The following is a 24,325-nucleotide window of genomic DNA, read 5'->3' as shown; positions in this document are numbered from 1 at the left end:
TGTTCGGCTGGAGGTTTTATTCAATTTCCAGCTGCGCTTCACTTTTTTGTAAAACAGTTTTTGCCTGTTTTTTATTCAGTGTGTTAAAACCCCATGTGCATAATAAAAGCATACCAGCCAACCCCAGCCAAAGCCAGTTATAACCTAAGTTTTTAGCAACAAAGAAACCAAATAATGGGCCAACAACCTGCGCACACGACCAACTCAAGGTATAACCTGCGGCATATAAGCCTCTGTTATGTTCGTTACTTCTGCTAATTACGATGGTGTTTATAAAAGGTAAGGTGAGCATCTCTCCGCAGGTAAAAACTACAATGGTAAGTACTGCTGCAACAATATGGAAACTAACGGGGGCACTTAAAATAATGTATGAAATTGAAAATAGAACCGCACCAACAATAATAAAAAACATTGGCGATCTTTTGGCTTCTATCTTGTTGATCATGATCATTTCAAACAAAGCGATTACGGCCCCATTGATGCCTATAATAATTCCAATTTGAAATTCATCGATATGCCATTGTTCCTTAAAAAATACCGGAACAACCCTAAACATTAAGAAAGCACAGGTAATAAAAACAGTAGTAAGCAGAATGAACTTTACGTAGAAAACATCTTCCCATGGTTTTATAATAACCATGTTGCTGGCGTTTTCTTTAGCCTTTTTAATAAAATCTTTCACTTGTGGCAAAAACGATAAGATTAATAAACCAACAATAATGCTTACCCCACCTTCAACAATAAACAAAAGCTTATAATTAATTGAAGCAATAATTCCTGCTAAACTAATACCCACTGACCAACCGATGTTTACTGCAAGTCTGTTTAAAGAGTACGATCTTGTTATAGCCCCTTCTGCAGCGTAGTGTGCAACCGCCGTGAAATTCGCAGGACGGAATGCCTCAGAAAAAAAGCTGATAACAACAGTTAAAATGCATAGACTGTAAAAGTGAGTAATGGTAGAAAATAGGATGAAAAGTAAACCGCCTACTATCGACGAGAGGATCTGTACCGGTCGGAAACCAATCATGTCGGTCAATTTTCCTCCTGTTGCCGAACCCAGAATTGATCCTACGCCAAATAAGGTGATAATCAAACCAGCTTCCATTTCCGAGCGGTGTAAACTTTGGGTAACGTATAAGCCCATAAACGGAACGGCCATGCTTCCACATCTATTAAACATCATTACAATACTTAAAAGCCAGGTTTCTTTGCTTAATCCGCTGAATGATGTTTTATAGGTGTTGAAAATAAGTTTAAACATGGTGTATTTAGATGCAGTAAAAATAGCAAAAGCCAGATATTAATTAATCATCTGAATTCAATATCCGCTTGTTAGATTAAAAAATATGAGCAAAGAATATCCCATAATTTTTTACAAATTTGCATCCGGAAACCGATCAAATGCCGCCAGAGAAAAGAACCCCAATCAACAAAAGTCCAGTTGCCAGAAAACCTGCCGTTAGGAAACCTGCAGCCAGAAAATCCGCAACGGGCAGAAAAAAGAAAGGTGGTATTTCGGTTCAACTTAAATTGGTTATTGCAGGCTTATTGTTGGTTTTACTATCCCCATTTTATTACGGTTATGTTTTAAGAAGTTTTGTGGCTACCTGGCGCTGGGTTAAAGATTGGGGGCAAGACCCAAATTACAGAACCTACGAAAGTTTTAACATCAAAATCCCCAAAAAATATACTATTCATGGTATTGATGTTTCTTATTACCAGGGTAAAATAAACTGGCAAAAGGTAAAGGAAATGAAAGAAGATGAGGTCAGTATCCGTTTTGCCTTTATCAAAGCCACAGAGGGATTAATGCTGGTTGATCCTTATTTTCAACGCAATTGGCGCGAAGCCCCAAAAGCAGGGATTATTTGCGGTGCATATCATTTTTTCAGACCAAAAAAAGACGGTAAAACGCAGGCTAAATTTTTCTTACAGGTAGTAAAAATCGAGAAAGGGGATTTACCACCAGTTGTGGATATTGAATCTCTAGATGGCGTTTCTCCTTTGAAAATGAGGGCAGAGCTGTCCGATTTTCTGAATTATGTAGAAATGAAAACCAAAGTTAGGCCGATTGTTTATACCGGGCTTAAATTTTATGAAGATTATTTAGTCGATCATTTTGATGATTATCCCTTATGGATCGCCCATTATTATCAACCAAAACTAAGGATGGATAAAAGCCGCTGGAAATTTTGGCAGCACTCTGATAAAGCCAAAATCAATGGCATTGGTCATGTGGTTGATTTTAATGCTTTTAATGGCGATAGTTTGGCGTTAGATAGATTGTTAGTTCATTAGTTGTTGGTTTACAGTTTATTAGCTCATTAAGCATGATGCATAACCGTTTTCGTCATTGCAAGAAGGCTTTTTCAGCCGACGAAGCAATCTGTTTAGTAGGCTCAATAGGTCGTTAATCAATAATGAACCGGTGATTAGCTAATGGATAATTTAATCTCCTAAAGACACCAGGCGGGAAACCAATAAACAACTGAGCTAAACCGTCCAACTTTCGCATTCCGCTAAGAAAAATTCATCTGCTTCAGCGCCGATACCGATTTCTTCCGGAACATCAAGAAAGTAACCATTATAAGTGAGACCGCCAACAGCCGGATCTACCAAATGCCCCAATAAAGCCGTATCGAGGTCGAAGAATTCAACATTCGGACTGGCATAAGCAAAATGGAGATTCGCACTTAAGGCAATCCTGGTTTCGAGCATGCTTCCAATCATACATTTTACGCCCCGTTGTAAGGCTTCCTCATGGATTTTTTGTGCTTCTAAAATGCCTCCGGATTTTGAAAATTTAATGTTTAAATAGGTTGTAGACTGGCTATTGATCAGTTTCCGGGCATCGTGGTGATTGTAACAACTCTCGTCGGCCATTAGTTTAATCGGCGAATTTACATTCAGCTCTGGTAATTGATCATCATACCAGGTGCGCATAGGTTGCTCACAAAACTCAATATCGTATTTTTCTAACTCGCCTAAAGCAAATAAAGCATCATCAAAACTCCAGCCCTGATTGGCATCCAGGCGTAAAATCAAATCTTCACCTACTGCCTCGCGGATATGTTTTACCCTTTCTATATCATCATGCACATTTTTGCCCAGCTTAATCTTTAGAATACGGCAACCCTGGCTTTTATATTTCAACGCTGTAGCAGCCATTCCCTCTGGTGTGTCGATACCAATGGTCATATCAGTTTCTATGGTGCGTTTGGTTCCGCCAAGAAATTTATACAGTGGTAATTTTGCATTTTTGGCCGCAATATCAAATAATGCCATGTCAAAAGCGCTTTTAATAGTATTGTTATGATCGGCATAACCCAATAAATCATTCATTCGCTCTGGAATTTCTAAAGGATCTTTACCCTTTAAAATGGCAGCGAAGTCTTTAGCCATCGCAATACAGGTTTCCTGTGTCTCACCTACAATCATCGGGAAAGCAGAACATTCTCCAATGCCGTGAATACCTGTATCGGTATAAATCCTAACTAATACATTCTGGGCAAAATGCATGGTTCCGGTTGCAATCACAAAAGGTTCCATTGGTATGCTAAAGCGGTATATTTCGGTATGGGTGATTTTCATTTGTTGTAAGCCTAGATTTCCAACTAAAGTATAAAAACAAAAACTAAATAGAAACAGGTTTGTAGATTATTAATAGATTTACACCTCAAATTAAAATTCCTCTTTCCCGCTTACATTTTACATTAGCATCTATGTCTGATACCAATAACCTAATCCACGCTTCTTCACCATATTTGTTGCAACATGCTCATAATCCTGTTGATTGGTACGAATGGGGCGCAGAAGCGTTAGAAAAGGCAAAAACGGAAAATAAACTCATATTGGTGAGCATTGGCTATTCGGCCTGCCATTGGTGCCATGTAATGGAACGCGAAAGTTTCGAGAACCATGAAGTAGCTGAAGTGATGAACCGTCATTTTATCTGCATTAAGGTTGACCGTGAGGAGCGGCCTGATATTGATCAGATTTATATGTATGCCATCCAGCTCATGACAGGTAGTGGAGGCTGGCCTTTAAACTGTATCTGCTTGCCCGATCAGCGTCCAATTTATGGCGGAACCTATTTTAGGAAAAACGATTGGATCAATATTCTCGAAAATGTTGCTGCACTTTGGGCAAATGAACCCGATAAGGCTATCCAATATGCTGAGCGGTTAACCTCGGGCATTAAAGACAGCGAAAAGATAATCCCTGCAGTTACTGCAGAAGCGTATACTCCTGAACATTTAACTGAAATTATAGATCCATGGAAACGCCATTTCGATATTGGTTACGGAGGTTATAACCGTGCACCAAAATTTCCTTTACCAAATAATTGGGTCTTTTTATTACGTTATGGCTTTTTAAAAGACGATGAATCTGTTTTTACAGCTGTTTGCCATACGCTCGAAGAAATGAGCAGAGGCGGTATTTACGATCAGATTGGGGGCGGCTTTGCCCGTTATTCTGTTGATGATAAATGGCATGTGCCACATTTCGAAAAGATGCTTTACGATAATGCACAATTGATCAGTTTATATGCAGAAGCTTATCAATGTACCAAGTTCGATTCTTTTAAACAGACGGTTGTAGAAACCATAAATTGGGTTTCTGATGAGATGACTTCAGCAGATGGATTGTTTTATTCGGCACTTGATGCAGATAGCGAGGGGGTAGAGGGCAAATTTTACATCTGGGATAAAGCAGAATTCGACCAGGTTTTGGGAGAAGATGCTCAATTTATTGGTGCTTATTACAACATTACCGAAGAAGGTAACTGGGAAGAAGAACAAATGAATATCCTACGTAAAACGATCAGCGATGACGATTTACTTGCTAAATTTAACATTACAGCAGAGGTGCTTTATGATAAGGTAAACTTAGCTAAAGAAAAATTATTGGCAGCCCGTAGCAAAAGAATCAGGCCAGGTTTGGATGATAAATGTTTAACTGCCTGGAATGGTATGATGATTAAAGCTTTGGCAGATGCAGCAGAAGTATTAAATCATCAATCATATTACGAAAAAGCCTCAACTGCGGCCAATTTTATTTTAAACCACTTAAAACCAGAAAATGGAGGCTTATATCGCAATTATAAAAACGGAAAGGCTTCTATTACAGGCTTTTTAGATGATTATGCCTTTTTTATTGAAGCACTGATTGCCTTGTACGAAGCTGATTTTGATGAAAAATGGTTAGAAGAGGCAAAATCATTGACCGATTATGTTATCGCTAATTTTACGGATACAGATTCGCCAATGTTTTTTTATACCTCTGCAGAAAGCGAAGATTTAATTGCCCGTAAACATGAAGTAATGGATAATGTTATTCCAGCTTCAAACTCTACCATGGCGCAGAATTTAAAAAAACTGGGTTTGCTTTTTGATGTAGAAGAATATACCGAAAAAGCTTCAGAAATGCTTGCTGCGGTTTATTCGAAGATTAAAAGTTACGGTTCTGCTTATTCAAACTGGGCCATTCAATTGTTAAACGAAATTTATGGCATAAACGAAATCGCTATTACTGGTTTAGAAACCGATCGTATTAAATTAGCATTAAGCGGACATTATATTCCGAACAAAATTACATTGGGCGGAACAAAAAGTAACTTGCCGCTGTTAAAAGGTAAGCAAAGCAATGAAACAAAAGTTTATATTTGCCGAAATAAAGTATGCCAGTTGCCGGTTAACACTGTTGAGGACGCATTAGAGTATTTACAATAAATTAATTTAAATGAATATTTCACCAAACTCTGTAGTAGCGTTAACTTACGAATTGCATACTACTAACGAAGAAGGACAACAAGTTTTTGTAGAAAAAGCTGACGAACAAAATCCTTTAGTATTTTTATATGGCGTTGGCATGATGTTGCCTAAATTTGAAGAACATTTAACTGGTTTAAAGACTGGTGATGAATATGCCTTCGAGCTATCTGCTGCAGATGGTTATGGCGATATCGATCCAGGGGCTTTTGCCGACCTTCCAAAAACCATGTTTACTGAAGCTGGTGGCGAATTACCAAATGTTGGTGATGTTATTCCATTGCAAGATAACAATGGTAACCAGTTTAGAGCAGGTGTTACTGCTGTTCACGACGAAACTATCTCAGTAGATTTAAACCACCCAATGGCGGGTAAAAATTTAGTGTTTAACGGTGTGATTTTAAATGTACGTGAAGCTACTCAAGATGAATTGGCTCATGGTCATGCTCACGGAGCTGATGGTCATTCAGGTCACTAAATTATAGATAATCGATTTTAAAGTAGTCAAGTTTAATAGCATATTGCCCTTTAAACTTGACTTCTTTTGTTGATATCCAGGTCTAATCTTGAAAAACCTCTTCTAAAACAAGTTTAAAGCCAGGTATAATCTTGGTAGTTACCTCTTCGCCCTCAGTGAGCAGTTTGGTAGGCTGGAACTTGCCATTATTATCAAGGATATACCTGAAAAATGTTTTGTGAGAAGGACTTATAATCCAGTATTCTTTAACACCTGCTTCTTCGTAGACTTCATATTTGTTAATCAGTTCCTTTTTATTATTGCCAGGTGATAAAATTTCGATAACAATATCCGGGGCACCAATACAGCCACGGTTATCTAATTTAGCCGGATCGCAAACTACCACGATATCAGGCTGCACTACGGTGAAAACTTCTTTATCATTTACACTTTTCTTGGCCAAACGTACATCAAAAGGAGCAGAATAGACACGACATGGTTTCCCTTTGAGTATATTGTATATAGGGACAAAAATGTTGGCTGAAATTCCTTGATGAATTCGAGAAGGGACAGGACTCATTTTGAATAAGTGTCCTTTAATGATTTCTAAGCGTTCCTCAAATTCGAAGCGCATATAATCTGCATAACTGTATGTAGCAGAAAAATCGACCTCATTAAGCGTTTTAATAGGAGGTAACTCCTCTTCGGTAGGGTATGGCTTGATATTTTTCATATGAGGTATTTAACCAAATATACTAAATATCTTAGTTTTTTTAAAAATCGATTTTCAATCGCAGTCCACCATTGGTGAGGTTAAGGTTTTCTTTAGAAAAAGTTTTCATGGGCAGCCTTAAAAAGGGCTCAATAGCGATATTATTCTTTTTGGATATTTTTTGCTTATAACCCAAAGAGAAATTGTAGAATCCGATATATTTATCAGGATCTATAGTAGCTTCGGGTTGCGGCTCAACAGTTTTTTCTTTCACGATCATGGTTTTAGAATCTGCATAACCGTTTATCGCCGGAGAAGAAAAGCTTTGAACCTGGTTTACGATATAGCTGTTTTGCTGCGAATTATTTAAAACAGCAAGTGCAGATACCCCAATATTGGTATAAAGTTTATCACTTATATTGTACTTTAATTCTAAAGGAACATTAATTCCACGCACTTTAGCATCAACTGAAGCTAGGTTTTTGCCCGATAAGGTTTGTGGTGCAGAGGCATCTAACGATTCTGTTGTACTAATAGAAGCATATGATACGCCAGAACTTATTGATAATTTATTGGCAATGGCGTACGACAAAGAAAATCCATAATTCATGGTTACCTTATTGTCGTTACCCATAGCAGGGGCAATGTATACGTCAGGTTGCCATTTAGAGCTCCCACTTGCCTTATTGGCAGGTTTTTGTTGGTTTGCATAACTATCATGAGCAAGCAACTTTTCAAAATTTGTTTGTGGGCTGGGTTGAGGCTTTTTCTTTTCTGTTAAAATATTAAATTCTTTTGATTTTAAATTTGAAAGATTTATACCAGAAAGTTTATTATCTAATAAATTGTTATTAATAGGATTTAATTCTAATTCTTCTGATGTATTGATAGATCCATAGCCATGCTGTTGTTCCAATATTGGTTTTAAATTTTCTGTAGTCTTGGTAGGGTGATTACCAACTAAATTAGTTACAGCTGCTGTATGGTTGTTAACATTATTGTTTAATGGTGGTTTAATATTTTTCGGCGAAATTAAGATATCTGTATTTCCATGAGCAGGATTATGGTCTGCTTTAGATTTAGCTATTGTAACATCTTTTTCTGATCTATATTGTTTTGTGCAAAAAATACAGCTCCGAAGATGAAAATTAAGGCAGCAGCAGCCCATAAAGGCCAGTATGTAATGCCTCTTTTCTTATTTTTTTTCTCCGAAAAGCGCTCCCAGGCACCATCAGGGTATGTTTCCTCATGGTTTTGGAGTTGCGCGGTAATATGCTCAATTAATTCCTTATCCATTTTTTTCGTATGAATTAACCATGGTATTTAGGTAAAGGGTACGTAACTTATTTTTAGAACGTGTGAGGTAAACACGACTGGAACTTTCCGGAATGTTTAACATCTTCGAAATTTCATCGTGGGCAAAGCCCTCAATTTCATATAAGTTAAATACCAGTCTCTGCGTATCTGGTAAGTGATTTAGTAAATTCAAAATATCATTAACGTGTAGCTCCGAAGCAATCGAAACCTGCGTAACAGGATGTTCACTTTCTGCTAAATCATCAACATAAAACTGAACCTTAGAACTCCGGATCTTATCTATCGCCGTCCGCGAAGCAATCTGGGCAATCCAACCTTTAAACGATCGTTGTAATTCTTCCGGATTTTTCGGCGCTTTGAAGCCACCAACATGTTTAAAAATCTTGATAAAACTGTCATTTACAAGCTCTTCACTATCCGAAGGATTCTTTGTATATCTTAAAATTATGCCCATTAAATAGCCATAAAATGATTTATACATCATTTCTTTACAGCTATTGTCGTTTTTTACACAGCCTTTTAAAATTTCCTCAAAACTGAGTATTTTTTTTATCACCCTTGTAAAGGACTATTTATTAAAGGTTTATCATGATTAATTATTGTAAATTTAAGAAAAATAACACCACCCAATTTTTGGGTGATGTCAATTTTCGTTTTCACAGGTAGGGTGAAATATTTTTATTTGTTTGTCATCACTGATAAACCAAGGCCTGTACTATCGGTTTTGCTCGATAAACCTTTAGCCCAGATGGTATAAATTTTGCCTTTTTCGATTTTAACGGCTGGTAAGCTAACCTTAACCGCTCCGCCTTGTTTTAGTTGGAAAGTATAGCTGTCATTTGGTGCAATATTGCTAAAAGTGGTAAACTCTTTAAATGCTTTAGCAGTAAATAAAGGTGCATCTGTACCTGCAATTGCTAAATCAAACGGAGCAGAACCCGGACTTAAGTTTACAAAACGAACTTTAGCTTTATCAGTTTCAGGTGCTTTTAAATCATCTTCAAGGATCAAAAGTTTTGTAGATTTTAAAGTATCTACCACGAAAACCGAATAAAAGAATCCCGATTTTAATGTAGCTGTAGCATTTGTTAAGTATTTTAAAGAATCTTTTTTAGCAACGCCTACCAATCTTGTTCCAGGATAAGCTGCATAATAACCCAAATCTTTAGTGTAAGTAAAGCTGTTTATTTTTTGGTTATCCAATATAAAATCAAGAGCAGCTGTTCCTGGCGATGCATGAACAAAGCCAATACCGGCAGCTTCTATCGGATCGTTGTTAAAATCCTTTTTGCAGGCAGTTATGGTTAAAGTTATAGCAAGGAGAGAGAGTATAATTTTTGTTGTAGTGCTAAAATTTTTCAAATCCGTTTTCATTTTAATGTTTTAAATCAATTTTTAAACAAAATTGGTTAATGGCCATTAACGCTTTTTTCTTGTAAAACGATTAACGGAACGAAAACGCTACAGCTGTGCTGATTTTTTTATAAAAGAAAAGCCACATGGTATGCATGTGGCTTTAAAACAAATATTTTAAGTGTAATTAAGAATACATCTCTTCTCTTAATTTCGCAACATCGCTACTATTGATGTATTCATCATAAGTCATCAACTTATCGATAGTGCCTTTTGGTGTAATTTCAATAATGCGGTTGGCAACAGTTTCTGTTAACTGGTGATCTCGTGAGGTAAACAATATGGTACCTTTAAAATCTTTCATACCATTGTTCAAAGCTTCGATAGATTCTAAGTCCAAGTGGTTGGTTGGCTCATCAAACATTAATAAGTTAGCTTGTTGTAACATCATTCTGGAGAACATACAACGCATTTTCTCTCCTCCTGAAAGCACTTTCACGTTTTTAAGTACTTCTTCACCAGAGAATAACATTCGACCTAAAAAGCTGCGGACAAACTGTTCATCAGCATCAGTGCCTGAGTATTCACGCAACCAATCTACCAGGTTTTCATCTTTACCTGCAAAATATTCAGAGTTATCATTCGGAATATCTGCTGTACTAATGGTAACCCCCATTTAAATTCACCTTTATGGTCTGTATCTCTGCCCGTTAAAACATCGTAAAATGCGGCAGTAGCTAAACTGTTCTGAGATAATATGGCAATTTTATCGCCTTTATTAACCATGAAAGTGATTTTATCGAATAACACACCATCATTTCCGTTTTTACCCAGGTTTTCTACCTGTAAAATCTGATCGCCAGCCTCACGACCGGTATTGTTGAATATAATGGCCGGGTATTTTCTACTCGATGCTTTAATTTCGGTAATATCAATCTTATCTAAAGCTTTTTTACGGGAAGTAGCCTGTTTTGATTTAGAAGCATTTGCACTAAACCTGCGGATAAATTCCTGGAGCTCTTTCACCTTATCTTCCATTTTCTTATTCTGGTCGCTGCGTTGTTTTAGTGCCAGCTGACTAGATTCGTACCAGAAGGTATAGTTACCGGTATAAATGCTCATTTTAGCGAAATCGATATCCACAATATGCGTACATACTGCATCTAAAAAGTGCCTGTCGTGCGATACAACCAATACAATGTTCTGGTAATCAGCCAAAAAGTTCTCTAACCAGGCAATGGTTTCAATGTCCAAATCGTTGGTAGGCTCATCCAGTAGTAAAATATCCGGGTTGCCAAACAGGGCCTGTGCCAATAATACACGTACTTTTTGTGTATTATCGAGTTCCTTTAACAGTTTATAGTGGTTATCTTCTGTTATACCCAAATTGCTCAGCATGGTTGCAGCATTGCTTTCCATGTTCCAGCCATCCATTTCCGCAAACAGATTTTCAAGCTCTCCGGCGCGTTCGCCATCTTTCTCAGAGAAATCTTCTTTCATATAAATGGCATCTTTCTCTTTCATAATGGCATAAAGTTCTTTATGACCAATCATTACGGTTTCTAATACCGAAAACTCATCAAATTCGTAGTGATTTTGTTTTAAAACCGCCATTCTTTCGCCTGGAGTAAAAGCCACGCTACCGGAGGTTTGACTAACTTCTCCTGATAAAATTTTTAGAAAAGTAGATTTACCTGCGCCGTTAGCTCCAATTACACCATAGCAGTTGCCCTGGGTAAATTTTAGGTTAACATCTTCAAATAATGTGCGTTTGCCGTATCGTAACGATAAATTAGAAACTGAAATCATGCTATAATTGAAATAAGCCGCAAAGATACGGAAAAAGGTTGAGGGTAGGAAGGTGTTTAATGGTTGGATTGTTGGAAAGTTTAAAAGTTGAAATGTGTTGGAATATTAAAAGGCTTAGGAAATGGAGGGTTTGGTTCTTTATGGCGAGTGAGGCCCCGTTATTCGCTTTACTCCGCTACTCTCCGTGTTCGCTACTACCGGGTTTATTTTACAAAGGGGAGAGGCTTTTGGCCAATGGCTTAAAATCTTGTTCAGGAAAGCTAAAACTTAATAAGAAAATTAAACTAAGAGCACGTCATTCTTGCGCATGCGGGAACCACGAAGTGCTCAGCGAAGCTAATCTTAATGCACGTAACATATAGCACTTAGATTCCCAATCAGGTTGGGAATGATGACCAATCTCAAGGTAATTTGTCGTAAAATATTTATTTTAGTCCCATGCCAAATCATACCTTGCTCGAAACCATAAAAACAACCCTTCAGAAAAGCAAAGTAGAAAAATTAGCCGCAATTGCCTCAGAAGACACATTTTCGGTAAAAGATCTGATCGATTTAAGTTTTTATCATGACGAACAGATCGGTTTCAGGTCCGCATGGATTTTGGAAAATGTATTTACTAACCACCAGCAAAGATTTCTGCCTTACGTATTTTATTTTTTAGAGAAATTTCCGCAACAAAACAATTTATCGGCATTGAGGCATTATGTGAAAATTATGGCCCTTATGACCAAGAAAAACGCCTCAATAGAAATTAAGAAGATTCTTGCCGATTATGATACCGATCATTTGGTAGCGGTTGTTTTTGCCTGGTTAATTGATGAAAAGATTCCTGTAGCTGTAAAGTCACATTGCTTAAACATTTTGGCCAATTTAAATGTCAAACACAGTTGGATTAAGGAAGAGCTGCTGCAGACCATGGATTTCCTGGTGGATAAAGAAAGCATTGCCTTTTTCGCGAAAGTTAAACAGATCAGGAAACAGTTGTCAGTTGGCAGTTAACAGCTTTCAAACCCTCCATCTTCCTGCCTTATATCTTATTTTCAGTTAGCATAGCGTCAAATCTTTATTGGCTTTTAGCCTTCTACCTTCTTCCGTAAGCCTTTTACCTTATATTTGCCAAATGAGTACAACATACGACATCATTTCAAAAGTTATAAAAGAACGTCGCAGTATTTTTCCTGCTAGCTATATCAAAAAAGAAATTCCGGTTGAGGTGATCAATCAGATTTTAGAGACTGCCAATTATGCCCCAACACATAAATTAACCCAACCCTGGCGCTTTGTCGTAATCAGAAAAGCTGGATTGACTAAACTAGGAGAGGAGCTAGGTAAACTATATAAAGCATTGGTTTCCCCTCAACAATTTCTTCAGAAAAAGTATGATAGTTTTGCAGAAAAGACGAGTCAGGCTGATTGTATTATTGCCATCAATATGCAGGTGAGTGGTAAGATACCCGAGTGGGAAGAGTTGGCCGCGGTTTCCTGCGCGGTTCAAAATATGGCGTTAACTGCCGAAAGTTTACAAGTTGGCGCTTACTGGAGCTCTCCACCTTTAATTGACGATTTAGGCGATTTCTTAAGCCTGGCCGAAAATGAAAAGTGCATCGGCTTATTTTACATGGGCTATCATAACGAAAAACCATGGGCACCAAACCGGACTCCGATGGAAGAAAAGGTGAGGTGGATAGAGGGGTAGTCCTTGAGTCTTTAGTCCTGAGTCTTCGTCATCCCGGCTGGAGCTTAGCGGAATGGAGAGATCTTTGACGCAAATATTGAAATGAAATTTAAAAGATTTCTCCACTTCGGTCGAAATGACGATTTTTCTATTTATTTAATATTATGCTAAGTCCGTTAGAGAACTATTTTGACCAAAAAGATGAGCCGATTAAAAGTTGCCTTCAATATTTAAGGTCGCTTTTAATCGGCTATGCTGATATCACCGAGCATTGGAAATACGGAATGCCTTTTTATTACCATAAAGGAAAAATGTTCTGTTATCTTTGGACGCACAAAAAACTCCATCAGCCTTACATTGGTTTTGTTGATGGAAATAAAATTGAACACGAAGATTTGTTGCAGGAGAAAAGAGCCAGAATGAAAATTTTATTGGTCAACCACCTTCAAGATATTCCTAAAAAGAAAATCGAATCTGTTTTAAAACAGGCTTTTGCCTTAAGGAAATAGTCTATATTCCAATTTAATACATCCGTTTTATACTTTCCATTATTATATGTCTGCATTAAAATCTAAACTTTACCAGCTTTGCTTAACTTTTATACAAAACAGGATAGAAAATATCGAATATTCGCTCCAGCAGGCCAGACAGGCATCAAACGATGATACGAAAAGCAGTGCGGGTGATAAATATGAGACCACACGCGAAATGATGCAGCAGGAGATGGACCGCAACAGTAAATTACTGTACGAAGCAGGCCAACAGAAAATTGCTTTACAGCAGATCGAAAATGTAGAATCAGACCGATTGGTTAAAAATGGGAGTTTAGTGCTCACTTCAGAAGGTAATTTTTACATCAGCATCAGTGCAGGTGAATTAAATACCGATGGACAGAAATTCTTCGCAGTATCACAGGTTTCGCCAATCGGGCGATTTTTGATTGGAAAAGCTACAGGCGAAAGTTTTAAGTTTAATGGGAAAGATTATATTGTGAAAGAAATATTATAAAGTTTTCGGTTGGCAATTTGCAATTTTCAGTTCTATGTGTACAGGTAACGGTTCTATATTCACAGTTAGTTCTGAAGCTTCTTTTACATTTATTCCCGCTGATTTAAAATGATAAGCAGGATTAAGTTGGTCGTTTACAGTTTCCAATTAACTGAAAGCTGAGAACTGCCAATTGTAACCTGATGAGCTATTTAATTCCCATCCGCTCTGCAAAAGCCGGTGCCAGATAAGTCTTTAAATCCGAATAAGGAATAAATACCACAATCTGCCCTTGGGCATAACTCGCTACTTCGTATGGATTATACATAAAAGCGATACCATTGGCATTGAAATAAAAGTTGTTATTTGGTTTTATAAAGTCATCAAAAAGAATGGTGCTCAATGCATCTTTGGCTTTAATGTTATATTCTTTACGAAGATTGCGTTCTAAAATGCTTTGTAAGGTATTCGAATCTATTTTTATGATATCGTTTAGCGCCAATTGTTTTTTGTTCATCACATCTAAACAAAACATGGTGCTACTATAATTGCCATGTGCACCGCCAGTATAGGCATCAGCTAGCAAATCGATTACTACGTAGCCATTATCGTTATAATTAACCGATTGTTGACTGTTGTTGGTATAATTCATCCATGCCTGGAAATCATTGTCGCGGCCATTTTTTTGTTGTTCGGCAACCTGGGTTTTATAGTCTTTGAAATAGGCAGCTGCAATATTTTTGAAACCGATTGAGCGATCGACCTGTGATTTTACTCCTGAAATTTTTTTAAGTTCTGAGTTTAGCCAGTTGCCGTATTCATCATTACTTTTGCTTTCCAGGTATTCAAAACTGATTTCTGCTGTAGGTGATTTTGGCTGATCGGAAAATGCCTTAATGGAGTCTTTGTAAATTCCGGCACTGAAAGGATAGCTGCCCTCCGGATATTTTTCTGTTAAGGCTATCGGGTATTTTTTGGTTTTATCGCCACTTTCCCAATGGCCGCTGAAACCATTTCCATTCCATTTTAAAGCTAAATGGGGCGATTTAAAATCAGGCGTGAAATATGATTCATAAAAACTATATTCAGTAAGTACTATGCTATCTTTCCCGATTAAAGTATCGGTTGATAGGTTAAGCCATGCGCCGTCATAATAATAAGTACCACTTACATCATCATCAACCTTTTGCAAATGCATCACTACTTTTTTGCCTGCGATGGTACCTTCCAATCTCTTGTAAAAACTTTCTGTAAGTTGGGCCTTTGCATTCGCCGTACTATCATTTGTAGTTTCAGTGGTATTGGCTCCATTTTTAGGGTTGTTACAAGCAGATATGATCAGTAATCCTAAAAGGCAAAAAAGAAAAGAATATTTCATGAGCTAAGGAATTGATTACTTACTATTTACAGTTGAAACTATAATTTTGTTTTATTAAAACTCTTGTTAATACTATAATATAGGTTTTTTGTAGTGTATCTTCCTGGATCGATTATTCTCCTAATGGTATAAAGTGGGTAATTTTCATCCCGCGCTGTCGAAAGTATAAATGCTGCTTTAAAGCCATGCTCTTTTAGCTTGTGTAAAGTTGAAGCTTTAAAAACACCGTAAGGATAGGCGAAGTATTCCACTTTTTTGCCAGTAATTTCTTCCAGTTTTTTAGTTGGGGCATCAATTTGGGTTGTCCAGTCTTCGTCGGTAAACTGAGCAAAGTTTTTATGATCGTAGGTATGGCTGGCAATCGTATTTCCCTCGTCAGACAATTGTTTAATCTGCTCTTTGGTCATATAATTAATCCGCCCTTTTCTGCCGATTGATACCGTCATGATAAAATAAACACCTTTAAAACCGTACTTTTTTAATGTGGTATTCCCAATGGTAAATTGATCTTCGTCTGTATCATCAAAAGTGATCATAATTGGCTTTTCGGGTAATTTAGCACCGTAAACCAAATAATTATACAGTTGATCGGGCAAAATAGAATGGTAACCGCTATCGGCCAACATTTTCATGTGTTCCTTAAATTTATCAGGGGCAATAATATCGTCGTGAGCTCTTTTACTATCGCTGGCAATGTTGTTTCTAATCTGATGGTAACACAGAACGGGCACCTCTCTCCGCGCCAAAATAGTTTTGTTATCGGCAGGTTTGGCATTTGCAGAATCTATTTTAACCGTTTCGGTAGTATTTTCAGCTGCTTTTTCTTTTGAAGCCTTAGAAGGCTGGCAAGAGGTTAAAAGTAGTATAGAAATGGCACCATAGAGCAAGAAACTTTTCATAGAATGTAGCGATCTTATTTAAAAGCTGTTTTTAATGCTGTTGCTTAATGTTTTTGGCGACCAGTAACCGCTGGCTATAATCCTGCGGATGGTGAACAACGGATCTTTTTCATCACGTTTGGTCGATAACTGATAAGCCATTCTAAAACCACGTTTTTTAAGCTCAGGAATACCTTCCGCGTTCCATAAACCAAAAGGGTAGGCAAATTCTGTCATCTTTTTACCCGTAATTTCTTCCAGTTTTTTGGTTGGTTTGTCTAATTGCTCTTCCCAATCTTTGCCTGCATATTTTTTGAAATTTTTATGATCGTAAGTATGGCTGCCAATAATATTTCCTTCATCAGAAAGTTGTTTGATCTGCTCTTTCGTCATGTAATCCACAAACTTGCCTTTTCTACCAATCGAAACCGTCATAATAAAATAAACAGCTTTATAACCCAATTTATCTAAAGTTGGGCGTACAACGGTGAACTGGTCCATATCGGTATCATCAAAAGTTAACATAATCGGTTTACTCGGCAGGGCAGCACCAGTATTTAGATAAGCGTAAAGTTGATCTGGTAAAATGGTATGATAACCGCTATCGGCAAGCATTTTCATCTGATCTTTAAAATTCTGGATTTCTACAATATAATCTTTACCTACTTTGCCATCAGTTGGTTTCCAGTTTCTTACCTGGTGGTAACATAAAATTGGAACTTGTTTTCTGGCTAAGATGGTTTTGGCATCAGCCACTTTTATTTTCGAAACATCAACTGGTGTTCCGGAGCTTGCAGCAGTTTTGGTGCGCTGCGCAGAAGAATCTTTAGTGGTAGAATTTTCTGTCTGAGATTTAGATTGGCAGCTGGCAAATAAGATTACTCCGGCTGTTATTAGTGTTAAAAAGCTGTATTTCATTATTAGGATATATAGTTACAAAACTATAAAATCCCTTAATTATTTATCCATCAAAATAAATTGTGTTAATAATTAATTTCAGTTGCAGGAAATTACACTAACTATCGCATTTATTACATATCAAAACCTGCTTAATATCCTTTAATTAAATAATTTAGCGGCTCAAACAAATTTTAATGAATAAACTTTATAAACTCCTGTTGTGTGCGCAGTTTTTATCTTTAACTGTTGTTGCACAAAATAAAACATTTACCATTACCGAAAATATTCAACAACAACCTAAAGCAAATTATCAGCTTGCTTCGCGTTTTTCGCCAAATAAACTAAAAAAAATGGTTTACTCTACTGCTGTAGACCCACATTGGCTAAAATTGAGCAACCGTTTCTGGTACACTTTTGAAAGTCCAAAAGGAAAATTTTGGTACCTGGTAGATCCTGCATCAAAAAGCAAAAAAATAATGTTTGATAATGCTAAACTAGCGGCTGATATTACCCTGATTGTTCGCGATCCATTTGATGCAGAACATTTACCGCTCGAAAACTTAAAATTTGCTGCCGACGAAAAAAGCATTTCTTTCGAAATAAAAAGCACTGTTGATGAGCTAAAAAAAGATAGAAAAGATAAAAAAGCGGCTGATTCCATGCAGAAAAAAATATTTTCTTTCAAATACGAACTGGCAAGTGCTAAATTAACTGAAGTGCCAAATTTCAGTAAACCAAAACCAAAACCATCATGGGGATCGGTAGCACCCGATTCTTCAGCCATTATCTTCTCCCGTAATTACAACTTGTTTTGGATGGATAAAGAGAACTACAAAAAAGCAGTTAAAAATGAAGATGATAGTACCATTGTAGAGCATCAGCTTACTAAAGACGGGGTTAAATTCTATTCTTATGGAAGTGATGGCGATGGTGAGAATAACGTAGAGAACGAAAAAAACAATAAAAAACGCCGCGGTGCTTATGTGCTTTGGTCGCCGAATTCGAAATATTTTGTGTTGGATAGGACTGATTCGCGTAAGGTTAAAGATCTTTGGGTAATTAATAGTGTTACACCTGGTCGGCCAACTTTAGAAACCTATAAATACCAGATGCCAGGAGAGGCCGAAGCCCCTCAGGATGAAGTTTTGTTATTCGATTTTGCTGCAAAATCTTATAAAAAACTCAATGTTTCGGCTTTTAAAGATCAAAGTGTTTCGGTTTGGAGCAAACCATCGTTAAATAAAGACCGTGATAACGAATTTCGGCCATCTATTTGGTTGGGGAACGATAGCAGGTTCTATTTTTCACGCACCAGTCGCGATTTAAAACGTATAGACATCGGGACCGTTGATATTGCCACCGGGAAAGTAACACCTTTAATCGACGAACGTTTTAATACCTATGTTGAAGTTAACCGCCCAGGCTTGGTAAATGATGGTAAAGAGCTAATTCATTGGAGTGAGCGCGATGGTTGGGCACATTTTTATCTTTTTGACGAAAATGGGAAGCTGAAAAACCAGATTACAAAAGGTGCTTTCCACTGTGAAAATATCGTAAATATCGACGAGAAAAAACGTATCCTTTATTTCACGGCAAATGGTAGGGAAGGTAAAGAAGATCCTTATTACTTACATTTATATAGCATCAATTTTGATGGCTCGAACATGAAATTATTAAATGCGGGTGATTTTGACCATGTGGCGAATATGAATGATAACAATACTTTCTTTGTAGATAATTATTCGAGAGTAAATACTGCGCCAAAAGCTACACTTTATGATGGAGCAGGCAAAAAAGTAATGGATCTTGAAACTACAGATCTTTCATTGCTTATGGCGGCGGGTTACAAATTCCCAGAGCCTTTCAAAGTAAAAGCAGATGATGGAATAACTGATCTGTATGGCGTAATGTATAAACCTTTCGATTTCGATCCCAATAAAAAATATCCGATTATCGAATATGTTTACCCGGGGCCACAAACCGAAGCTGTAAACAAAGCTTTCAGCAAAAGTATGGACCGTACCGAAAGGTTAGCTCAATTTGGTTATATTGTAATTACAGTGGGAAACCGTGGTGGAAATCCTTCGCGGTCTAAATGGTACCATACTTACGGTTATGGTAATCTGCGGGATTACGGTTTAGCAGATAAGAAAACGGCTATTGAGCAATTGGCTGCAAAGTATTCATACATAGACGAATCTAAAGTGGGCATTACAGGCCATTCTGGAGGTGGATTTATGTCGACAGCTGCTATGTTGGTTTATCCGGATTTCTTTAAAGCTGCTGTTTCGAATGCAGGAAACCACGATAATAGTATTTACAACCGCTGGTGGAGCGAAAAACACCATGGCGTAAAAGAAACCATTTCGTTAAAAGGGGATACCTCATTTAAATACAGCATTGATAAAAATCCTGATCTGGCTAAAAATCTGAAGGGTCATTTGTTATTGATGCATGGCGATGTAGACAACAATGTACACCCGGCAAACTCAATCCGCGTAGCCAATGCACTAATGAAAGCAGGTAAACGTTTCGATTTCTTGATTATTCCTGGTCAGCGCCATGGTTTTGGAGATATGACAGAGTATGCTTTCTGGAAACTGGCTGATCATTTTAACAAATATTTAATCGGCGATTTTTCTGAACCAAGTGATGTTGATCTGGTAGAAATGGATAGAGATATCGAACAGAACGGAAAATAGTTTTATTACAATAGTTTATTTTGATGGCCTATGGAAACGTAGGCCATTTTTATAACGATAAAACGTGATTATAAGGCTAATTTTAATCGTAGCGTCACCCTGAATTTATTTCAGGGTCTATTTCAATATGAGTCGTCATTGAGAGGCTAATCCTATTAGCCGTGTCAATCTACCCGATTAGTATTAGGAACGGAATAGGTGCTCATGCAGCCTCAAAAATGAAATGCTGCCTTGGCCACCTAGCCCCGGTTGCAGCGATACCCTGCAGCAACGAGGTACGAGGAAGCGAAGCGTATAAGCGTAAAACGGGAAGAAACTTATGGTCCTGTAGAAACCTTGCGCTCCAAAACCAAAACTCAACATTATTAAGCCTGGTTTTTTATTAGCGTTGGCTGAGTTTATTTAACGCATCTTTAGTTTGTGTCGTCAATTTTCCCTTTTAAAAAAAAGCCTCCCGATTTTTACATCGGAAGGCCATATCTTAAGTTTAGGTAATCCTTGTTTTTTTTGATCTTATTTGTAAAGGTAATTTACGGCAATTACATCATTTGCATTGAAGGTACGGTTACCACCATTAGAACAAGCTAACATAAATGAGCCAGCATCAGGAGTTGAAGGAGTTCCTGGTATTCTAACTGCCCCAACATTTGATGCACCTTCGTTACCCGCACCACTTGCGCCACAGCTAAAGGCGCGGTCCATGTAATCGGTATGGCGGAAACCGATGCAGTGACCAACTTCATGTTGGATCACAGAAGCAAGGTAAAGTAAATTGGGGTTGGTGCCATAAGCAGCTGCATTGGTATTCATTCTGATCTGGTTGTATGGATTTCCGGATGAGGTAGGGAAACCTGCAGAACCTAAGGTAATAAAACCACCGCTCGGACCTTCGTTAAAACCTACAACATTAATGTTTCCGGTTGTACCTGCGCTTGCCCTTTGGAAAGTAATGCGTAAGCCTAATGAGTTGTATCTCGAAATCATGGTGTTTACGGCATCACTATATACCTGAGGAAGGTTAGTTACCGAAACGGTAATTACACGTGGTAATGATTTAACCAGGTTTGTGGTTCGGTACTGTTCGGTTTCGGCAATGTTTAAATTTGCACTAGTAGAAGTTTCAGTTAGGTTATTCTCAGTTAAAAGAATATCACCCTCTACCAAATATCCTTCATCTATTTTACGGATGTTATTAGTACTGAAGCCTAAAGATTTGATCTGTGATAACTTGTCGGCTGAAATATCAGTTTTGCTTTCAACTGCATTTTCTGTATTATTACTCTTACACGAGTATAGGTTGGTGATTAAAAAGCATGCGGCTGCAATCGATAAAAATTTGTTTGTTTTCATCTTGAATAGAATTAAATTAGTTTAGGTTGAATAAGTTAGTTAATAAAATTTGTGGATTACCTTATAAATGCTAATTTAGAGAAGATAAACGATGTAAACAAAATTTTACAATAAAATAATATTTGAAAGTCAATACTGTATTTTTATTTATATGTTTTTGTCTGTCTGTTCTTAGTTTAAACGCACAGATACAACCTGGCGGAATAGAAAAATATTTTGAAAAATATGTTTCAAAAACAGGCAATACTTTAAAACTAAGTGACGATCAGCCTATTTTGGTTAGGTTCAACCGTACTTTAACAACTGCAGAAATTCAATTGTTGAAACCCAAAAAACGTCTCTCAGGCGATTATTTTATTGTCGAAAAATCAAATGTTTCTAACTTTTCTAATAGTATAGTTTCGCAGCAACAAGCCAATGGACTTTGGAAGGTTAGCGATAGATTGATGAAAGTACTCAGTAAAAGCAATAAAAAGAACGACTCTATCCTGGTTCGGCTGGCCTTCAAAAATATAAATGCGTTACCAAAGGCTATTGCAAGCCAAAAGATAAAATTAGCCGATAACGTAAACAACATTTGTACAGTTTACCTCTCACCAGCTGATTTAATGTTGTTGTTAGAACTCGGCGATGTTTTATACGCCGATGTTTTGCCTGTGGCTAAAGAGGAAGTGGTAATTAATGGACTAGACCTGGCTTTAAACCAGATTTCTAACGCCCGAAATCTTTTTCCGGTGTTGATGGCACGGGTATAAATGTTTCTTTTAAAGAAGGGATGTACGATGCTACGGACCTTGATTTATTGGGAAAAACCGTTGCAGGGGCCACTATTGGTAAAACACCAACTACTCATGCTACCATTATGGCAACCTTAGCATTAGGAAACGGTAATTCCTTTATCCGGGGTTTGGGGGCAGCACCAAAGGCCAAACTTGCCTATTCTGATTTCACTAATCTGATGCCTGACCTAATAACCGATTTAAACAAACTTCAGATTAAAGTTCAAAATCATTCTTATGGTACTGATATCGATAACGATTACGGAATGGAGGCAGCGGCCTATGATAAACAGATCTTCGAAACCGATACTTTGATCCATGTTTTTTCTGCCGGAAATAAAGGAACAACTACACCTTCTGTTGGATTTTATCAAGGTATGACTGCTCGTGCCAATTTAACGGGAAATTTTAAGCAGGCGAAAAATTTATTAGTGATAGGAGGTATCAACAGAGAAAATATTTCCGAAAATCTAAGCAGTAAAGGCCCTGCCTATGATGGTCGTGTAAAACCTGAACTTGTTGCTTTAGGTGAAGACGGAACATCAGGCGCTGCAGCAATTACTAGTGGATCGATTGCTATGTTAGAACAATTTTATCAGCAGAAATATAAAAAAGCGGCTCCCGCGTCACTAATCAGAGCGACAGTAATTAATTCTGCCGATGATTTAGGTACACCACAGGTTGATTTTGTGTATGGTTATGGAAAGCTCAATGTAGCACAATCGTTAAAAACTTTAGACGAAAATAGGGCGTTATTGTACGAAGTGGCCAGAAATCAGGATTTGCTTATTCCCTTGGCCATTCCGGCTAATGTAGCTGAAGTAAAACTGACCATTACCTGGAACGATCCACCAGCAGTTGTAAATGCAGCGCAAAGTTTGGTTAATGGATTGGATTTAAGCCTCGAAAATCCTGCAGGAAATTTAACGCTACCCTGGGTGTTAAGTAGTTTTCCTCATTTAGATTCCCTCTCAAAACCGGCAGTTCGTAAGGCAGATATTATCAATAACGTTCAGCAGATTACGCTCGATAATCCCACTACAGGTGCTTATAATATTCATGTTAAGGGTAACAGAATTACACAGGGCAATAACCAACCTTTTGCATTGGCTTATCGTTACATATTCAAAAACACTTTTTCCTTTATTAGTCCTGAAAAAAACGAATACTTCTTTGCCAATGAAGATAACTACATCCGGTGGGAGAATACTTATACAAGCAAAACAGGAAACCTATCAGTGAGTTATGATGAAGGCGTCACATGGAAAACAATTGCTGCTGGTGTCGATTTAAGTAAAGGTTTTTACCATTGGAATGCTCCTGATTTGTTTGCTAAAGCAATGATAAAAATGGAAGTGGAAGGCAATATAATATTGAGCCAATCTTTTGTTATTTCGAGTCCAAGGGTGTTAAACGTTGGCTATGCATGCAAAGATGGAATTGCGCTCAACTGGAATCCACAACCTGGGGCAAAAGATTACACGTTATATAATGTAGTAGATAATATCCTCTCTCCAGTGCTAACCCTTACTGATACCATAATTAAGCTTGACGCAAACAAGGTTAATAGTAAATATTTTGCGGTGGCAGCTAACGGGATAGGTTTTACAGGTTTAAAAAGTTATACCATCGATTATACGCAGCAGGGAATTGCCTGTTATGTAAGAAACTTGTTTGCATCTTTGACTGATGATAACCGGGTAAGAATTGATCTAAGTGTCGGCACTACTTTGGATTTAAAGAATATCATTTGGGAAAAACAGACAGGACCAAATACTTTTAGTGTTTTACAGCAGACCAAGCCAATTTCAAATCAACTCGATTATACGATTTTTGATGAAAAGCCAAAAGCCGGAATCCAGTTTTACCGCGTTACTTTCGAAACTGCCAACGGCCAGGTGCAGAGCGATCTGGTATCAGTAGTGTACCTGAAAGACAATGAATTTTCTTTCTTTCCTAATCCGGTAGCCGATTATTTAACCATTTTGAGCGGATCGTTCGAAGATTATAGCCTATCTATCTTTAACATCTTAGGACAGAAGGTTTTTGAGGAAAAGGCTACAAGTTCGAACCGTTTTTTGCTCAACGCTTTATCAACAGGTGTTTATGTTGGTGTGATCAATAAAAACGGGCAGCAGTTAAAGAAATTTAAGCTGATTAAGAAATAAGTCTTATCAGCGTAAATCTGCAAGATCCGCGGTAGACCCTCAAATTTGGGATGATAAACACAGAAACTCCTAATTTCTTCGTATTT

21 protein-coding genes and 1 pseudogene are annotated in these 24,325 nt (G+C 37.5%); 10 read left to right on the top strand and 12 right to left on the bottom strand.

What is annotated here, in order from left to right:
• Nucleotides 1–16: 16 nt before the first annotated feature.
• Nucleotides 17–1,264: an MFS transporter gene (locus H9N25_RS12435; RefSeq protein ID WP_190326080.1), complete on the bottom strand. Its 1,248-nt coding sequence runs from the start codon at nucleotides 1,262–1,264 to the stop codon at nucleotides 17–19.
• Nucleotides 1,265–1,404: 140 nt separating this feature from the next.
• Between H9N25_RS12435 and H9N25_RS12430 the strand changes: the two genes are divergently transcribed.
• Nucleotides 1,405–2,301, top strand: a complete 897-nt coding sequence (locus H9N25_RS12430; protein ID WP_167295062.1) for a glycoside hydrolase family 25 protein — start codon at nucleotides 1,405–1,407, stop codon at nucleotides 2,299–2,301.
• Between the two features lie 195 nt (nucleotides 2,302–2,496).
• Here the strand turns inward: H9N25_RS12430 and H9N25_RS12425 are convergent, their stop codons facing one another.
• Nucleotides 2,497–3,594, bottom strand: coding sequence for a mandelate racemase/muconate lactonizing enzyme family protein (locus H9N25_RS12425; protein WP_190326079.1), 1,098 nt, complete (start codon nucleotides 3,592–3,594; stop codon nucleotides 2,497–2,499).
• 131 nt (nucleotides 3,595–3,725) lie between these two features.
• Between H9N25_RS12425 and H9N25_RS12420 the strand changes: the two genes are divergently transcribed.
• Together H9N25_RS12420 and H9N25_RS12415 are read left to right on the top strand one after the other, a co-directional pair.
• Nucleotides 3,726–5,735, top strand: a complete 2,010-nt coding sequence (locus H9N25_RS12420; protein WP_190326078.1) for a thioredoxin domain-containing protein — start codon at nucleotides 3,726–3,728, stop codon at nucleotides 5,733–5,735.
• Nucleotides 5,736–5,745: 10 nt separating this feature from the next.
• Nucleotides 5,746–6,252 carry an FKBP-type peptidyl-prolyl cis-trans isomerase gene (locus tag H9N25_RS12415; protein WP_167295057.1) on the top strand — a complete coding sequence of 169 codons (507 nt, stop codon included), beginning with the start codon at nucleotides 5,746–5,748 and terminating at the stop codon, nucleotides 6,250–6,252.
• A gap of 82 nt (nucleotides 6,253–6,334) precedes the next feature.
• On the opposite strand, the gene H9N25_RS12410 is transcribed toward H9N25_RS12415, so the two are convergent.
• The 6 genes and pseudogenes from H9N25_RS12410 to H9N25_RS12385 form a co-directional block, all read right to left on the bottom strand.
• The gene (locus H9N25_RS12410) at nucleotides 6,335–6,964 is read right to left on the bottom strand and encodes a Uma2 family endonuclease (protein WP_190326077.1); all 630 of its coding nucleotides are present in this window, start codon (nucleotides 6,962–6,964) and stop codon (nucleotides 6,335–6,337) included.
• 40 nt (nucleotides 6,965–7,004) lie between these two features.
• Nucleotides 7,005–7,859, bottom strand: coding sequence for a hypothetical protein (locus H9N25_RS12405; protein ID WP_190326076.1), 855 nt, complete (start codon nucleotides 7,857–7,859; stop codon nucleotides 7,005–7,007).
• Between the two features lie 167 nt (nucleotides 7,860–8,026).
• On the bottom strand, nucleotides 8,027–8,239 hold the full coding sequence (locus H9N25_RS12400; RefSeq protein ID WP_190326075.1) for a hypothetical protein: 213 nt from the start codon (nucleotides 8,237–8,239) through the stop codon (nucleotides 8,027–8,029).
• Complete coding sequence (locus H9N25_RS12395; RefSeq protein WP_167295054.1) at nucleotides 8,232–8,816, bottom strand: RNA polymerase sigma factor; 585 nt, start codon at nucleotides 8,814–8,816, stop codon at nucleotides 8,232–8,234. Before H9N25_RS12395 ends, H9N25_RS12400 begins: the two co-directional genes overlap by 8 nt.
• 122 nt (nucleotides 8,817–8,938) lie before the next feature.
• Nucleotides 8,939–9,634, bottom strand: a complete 696-nt coding sequence (locus H9N25_RS12390; RefSeq protein WP_190326074.1) for a DUF4397 domain-containing protein — start codon at nucleotides 9,632–9,634, stop codon at nucleotides 8,939–8,941.
• A gap of 166 nt (nucleotides 9,635–9,800) precedes the next feature.
• Nucleotides 9,801–11,422 (bottom strand): annotated as a pseudogene (locus H9N25_RS12385) (ABC-F family ATP-binding cassette domain-containing protein).
• A gap of 438 nt (nucleotides 11,423–11,860) precedes the next feature.
• Here H9N25_RS12385 and H9N25_RS12380 point away from each other — a divergent pair.
• The 4 genes from H9N25_RS12380 to H9N25_RS12365 all read left to right on the top strand — a co-directional run bounded on the left by H9N25_RS12380 (nucleotide 11,861) and on the right by H9N25_RS12365 (nucleotide 14,105).
• Nucleotides 11,861–12,421, top strand: coding sequence for a hypothetical protein (locus H9N25_RS12380; protein WP_190326073.1), 561 nt, complete (start codon nucleotides 11,861–11,863; stop codon nucleotides 12,419–12,421).
• A gap of 121 nt (nucleotides 12,422–12,542) precedes the next feature.
• Nucleotides 12,543–13,118 carry a nitroreductase family protein gene (locus H9N25_RS12375; RefSeq protein WP_167295050.1) on the top strand — a complete coding sequence of 192 codons (576 nt, stop codon included), beginning with the start codon at nucleotides 12,543–12,545 and terminating at the stop codon, nucleotides 13,116–13,118.
• Nucleotides 13,119–13,261: 143 nt separating this feature from the next.
• Nucleotides 13,262–13,606: a DUF1801 domain-containing protein gene (locus H9N25_RS12370; protein ID WP_190326072.1), complete on the top strand. Its 345-nt coding sequence runs from the start codon at nucleotides 13,262–13,264 to the stop codon at nucleotides 13,604–13,606.
• A gap of 46 nt (nucleotides 13,607–13,652) precedes the next feature.
• Entirely contained in the window at nucleotides 13,653–14,105 is a 453-nt protein-coding gene (locus H9N25_RS12365; protein WP_190326071.1) for a 3-oxoacyl-ACP synthase, read from the top strand.
• A 187-nt stretch (nucleotides 14,106–14,292) separates the two neighbouring features.
• Here H9N25_RS12365 and H9N25_RS12360 read toward each other — a convergent pair whose 3' ends face one another.
• The 3 genes from H9N25_RS12360 to H9N25_RS12350 are packed head-to-tail and all read right to left on the bottom strand — an operon-like array spanning nucleotide 14,293 to nucleotide 17,258.
• Entirely contained in the window at nucleotides 14,293–15,462 is a 1,170-nt protein-coding gene (locus H9N25_RS12360; protein WP_190326070.1) for a DUF3298 and DUF4163 domain-containing protein, read from the bottom strand.
• Between the two features lie 38 nt (nucleotides 15,463–15,500).
• The gene (locus H9N25_RS12355) at nucleotides 15,501–16,361 is read right to left on the bottom strand and encodes a polysaccharide deacetylase family protein (RefSeq protein WP_190326069.1); all 861 of its coding nucleotides are present in this window, start codon (nucleotides 16,359–16,361) and stop codon (nucleotides 15,501–15,503) included.
• An 18-nt stretch (nucleotides 16,362–16,379) separates the two neighbouring features.
• Complete coding sequence (locus H9N25_RS12350; RefSeq protein ID WP_190326068.1) at nucleotides 16,380–17,258, bottom strand: polysaccharide deacetylase family protein; 879 nt, start codon at nucleotides 17,256–17,258, stop codon at nucleotides 16,380–16,382.
• 176 nt (nucleotides 17,259–17,434) lie between these two features.
• On the opposite strand from H9N25_RS12350, the gene H9N25_RS12345 reads away from it, so the two are divergent.
• Nucleotides 17,435–19,942 carry a S9 family peptidase gene (locus H9N25_RS12345; RefSeq protein WP_190326067.1) on the top strand — a complete coding sequence of 836 codons (2,508 nt, stop codon included), beginning with the start codon at nucleotides 17,435–17,437 and terminating at the stop codon, nucleotides 19,940–19,942.
• Nucleotides 19,943–20,455: 513 nt separating this feature from the next.
• On the opposite strand, the gene H9N25_RS12340 is transcribed toward H9N25_RS12345, so the two are convergent.
• Nucleotides 20,456–21,292: a M57 family metalloprotease gene (locus H9N25_RS12340; protein WP_190326066.1), complete on the bottom strand. Its 837-nt coding sequence runs from the start codon at nucleotides 21,290–21,292 to the stop codon at nucleotides 20,456–20,458.
• A 122-nt stretch (nucleotides 21,293–21,414) separates the two neighbouring features.
• Here H9N25_RS12340 and H9N25_RS12335 point away from each other — a divergent pair, with 122 nt between their 5' ends.
• Together H9N25_RS12335 and H9N25_RS12330 are read left to right on the top strand one after the other, a co-directional pair.
• On the top strand, nucleotides 21,415–22,047 hold the full coding sequence (locus H9N25_RS12335) for a hypothetical protein (RefSeq protein ID WP_190326065.1): 633 nt from the start codon (nucleotides 21,415–21,417) through the stop codon (nucleotides 22,045–22,047).
• 20 nt (nucleotides 22,048–22,067) lie between these two features.
• On the top strand, nucleotides 22,068–24,239 hold the full coding sequence (locus H9N25_RS12330) for a S8 family peptidase (RefSeq protein WP_190326064.1): 2,172 nt from the start codon (nucleotides 22,068–22,070) through the stop codon (nucleotides 24,237–24,239).
• Nucleotides 24,240–24,325: the final 86 nt, after the last annotated feature.

Origin of the sequence: Pedobacter riviphilus (assembly GCF_014692875.1) — a bacterium.
Taxonomy (GTDB): domain Bacteria; phylum Bacteroidota; class Bacteroidia; order Sphingobacteriales; family Sphingobacteriaceae; genus Pedobacter; species Pedobacter riviphilus.
The sequence above is the reverse complement of the archived record's forward strand: the minus strand, read 5'-3'. Positions and strand labels throughout refer to the sequence as shown.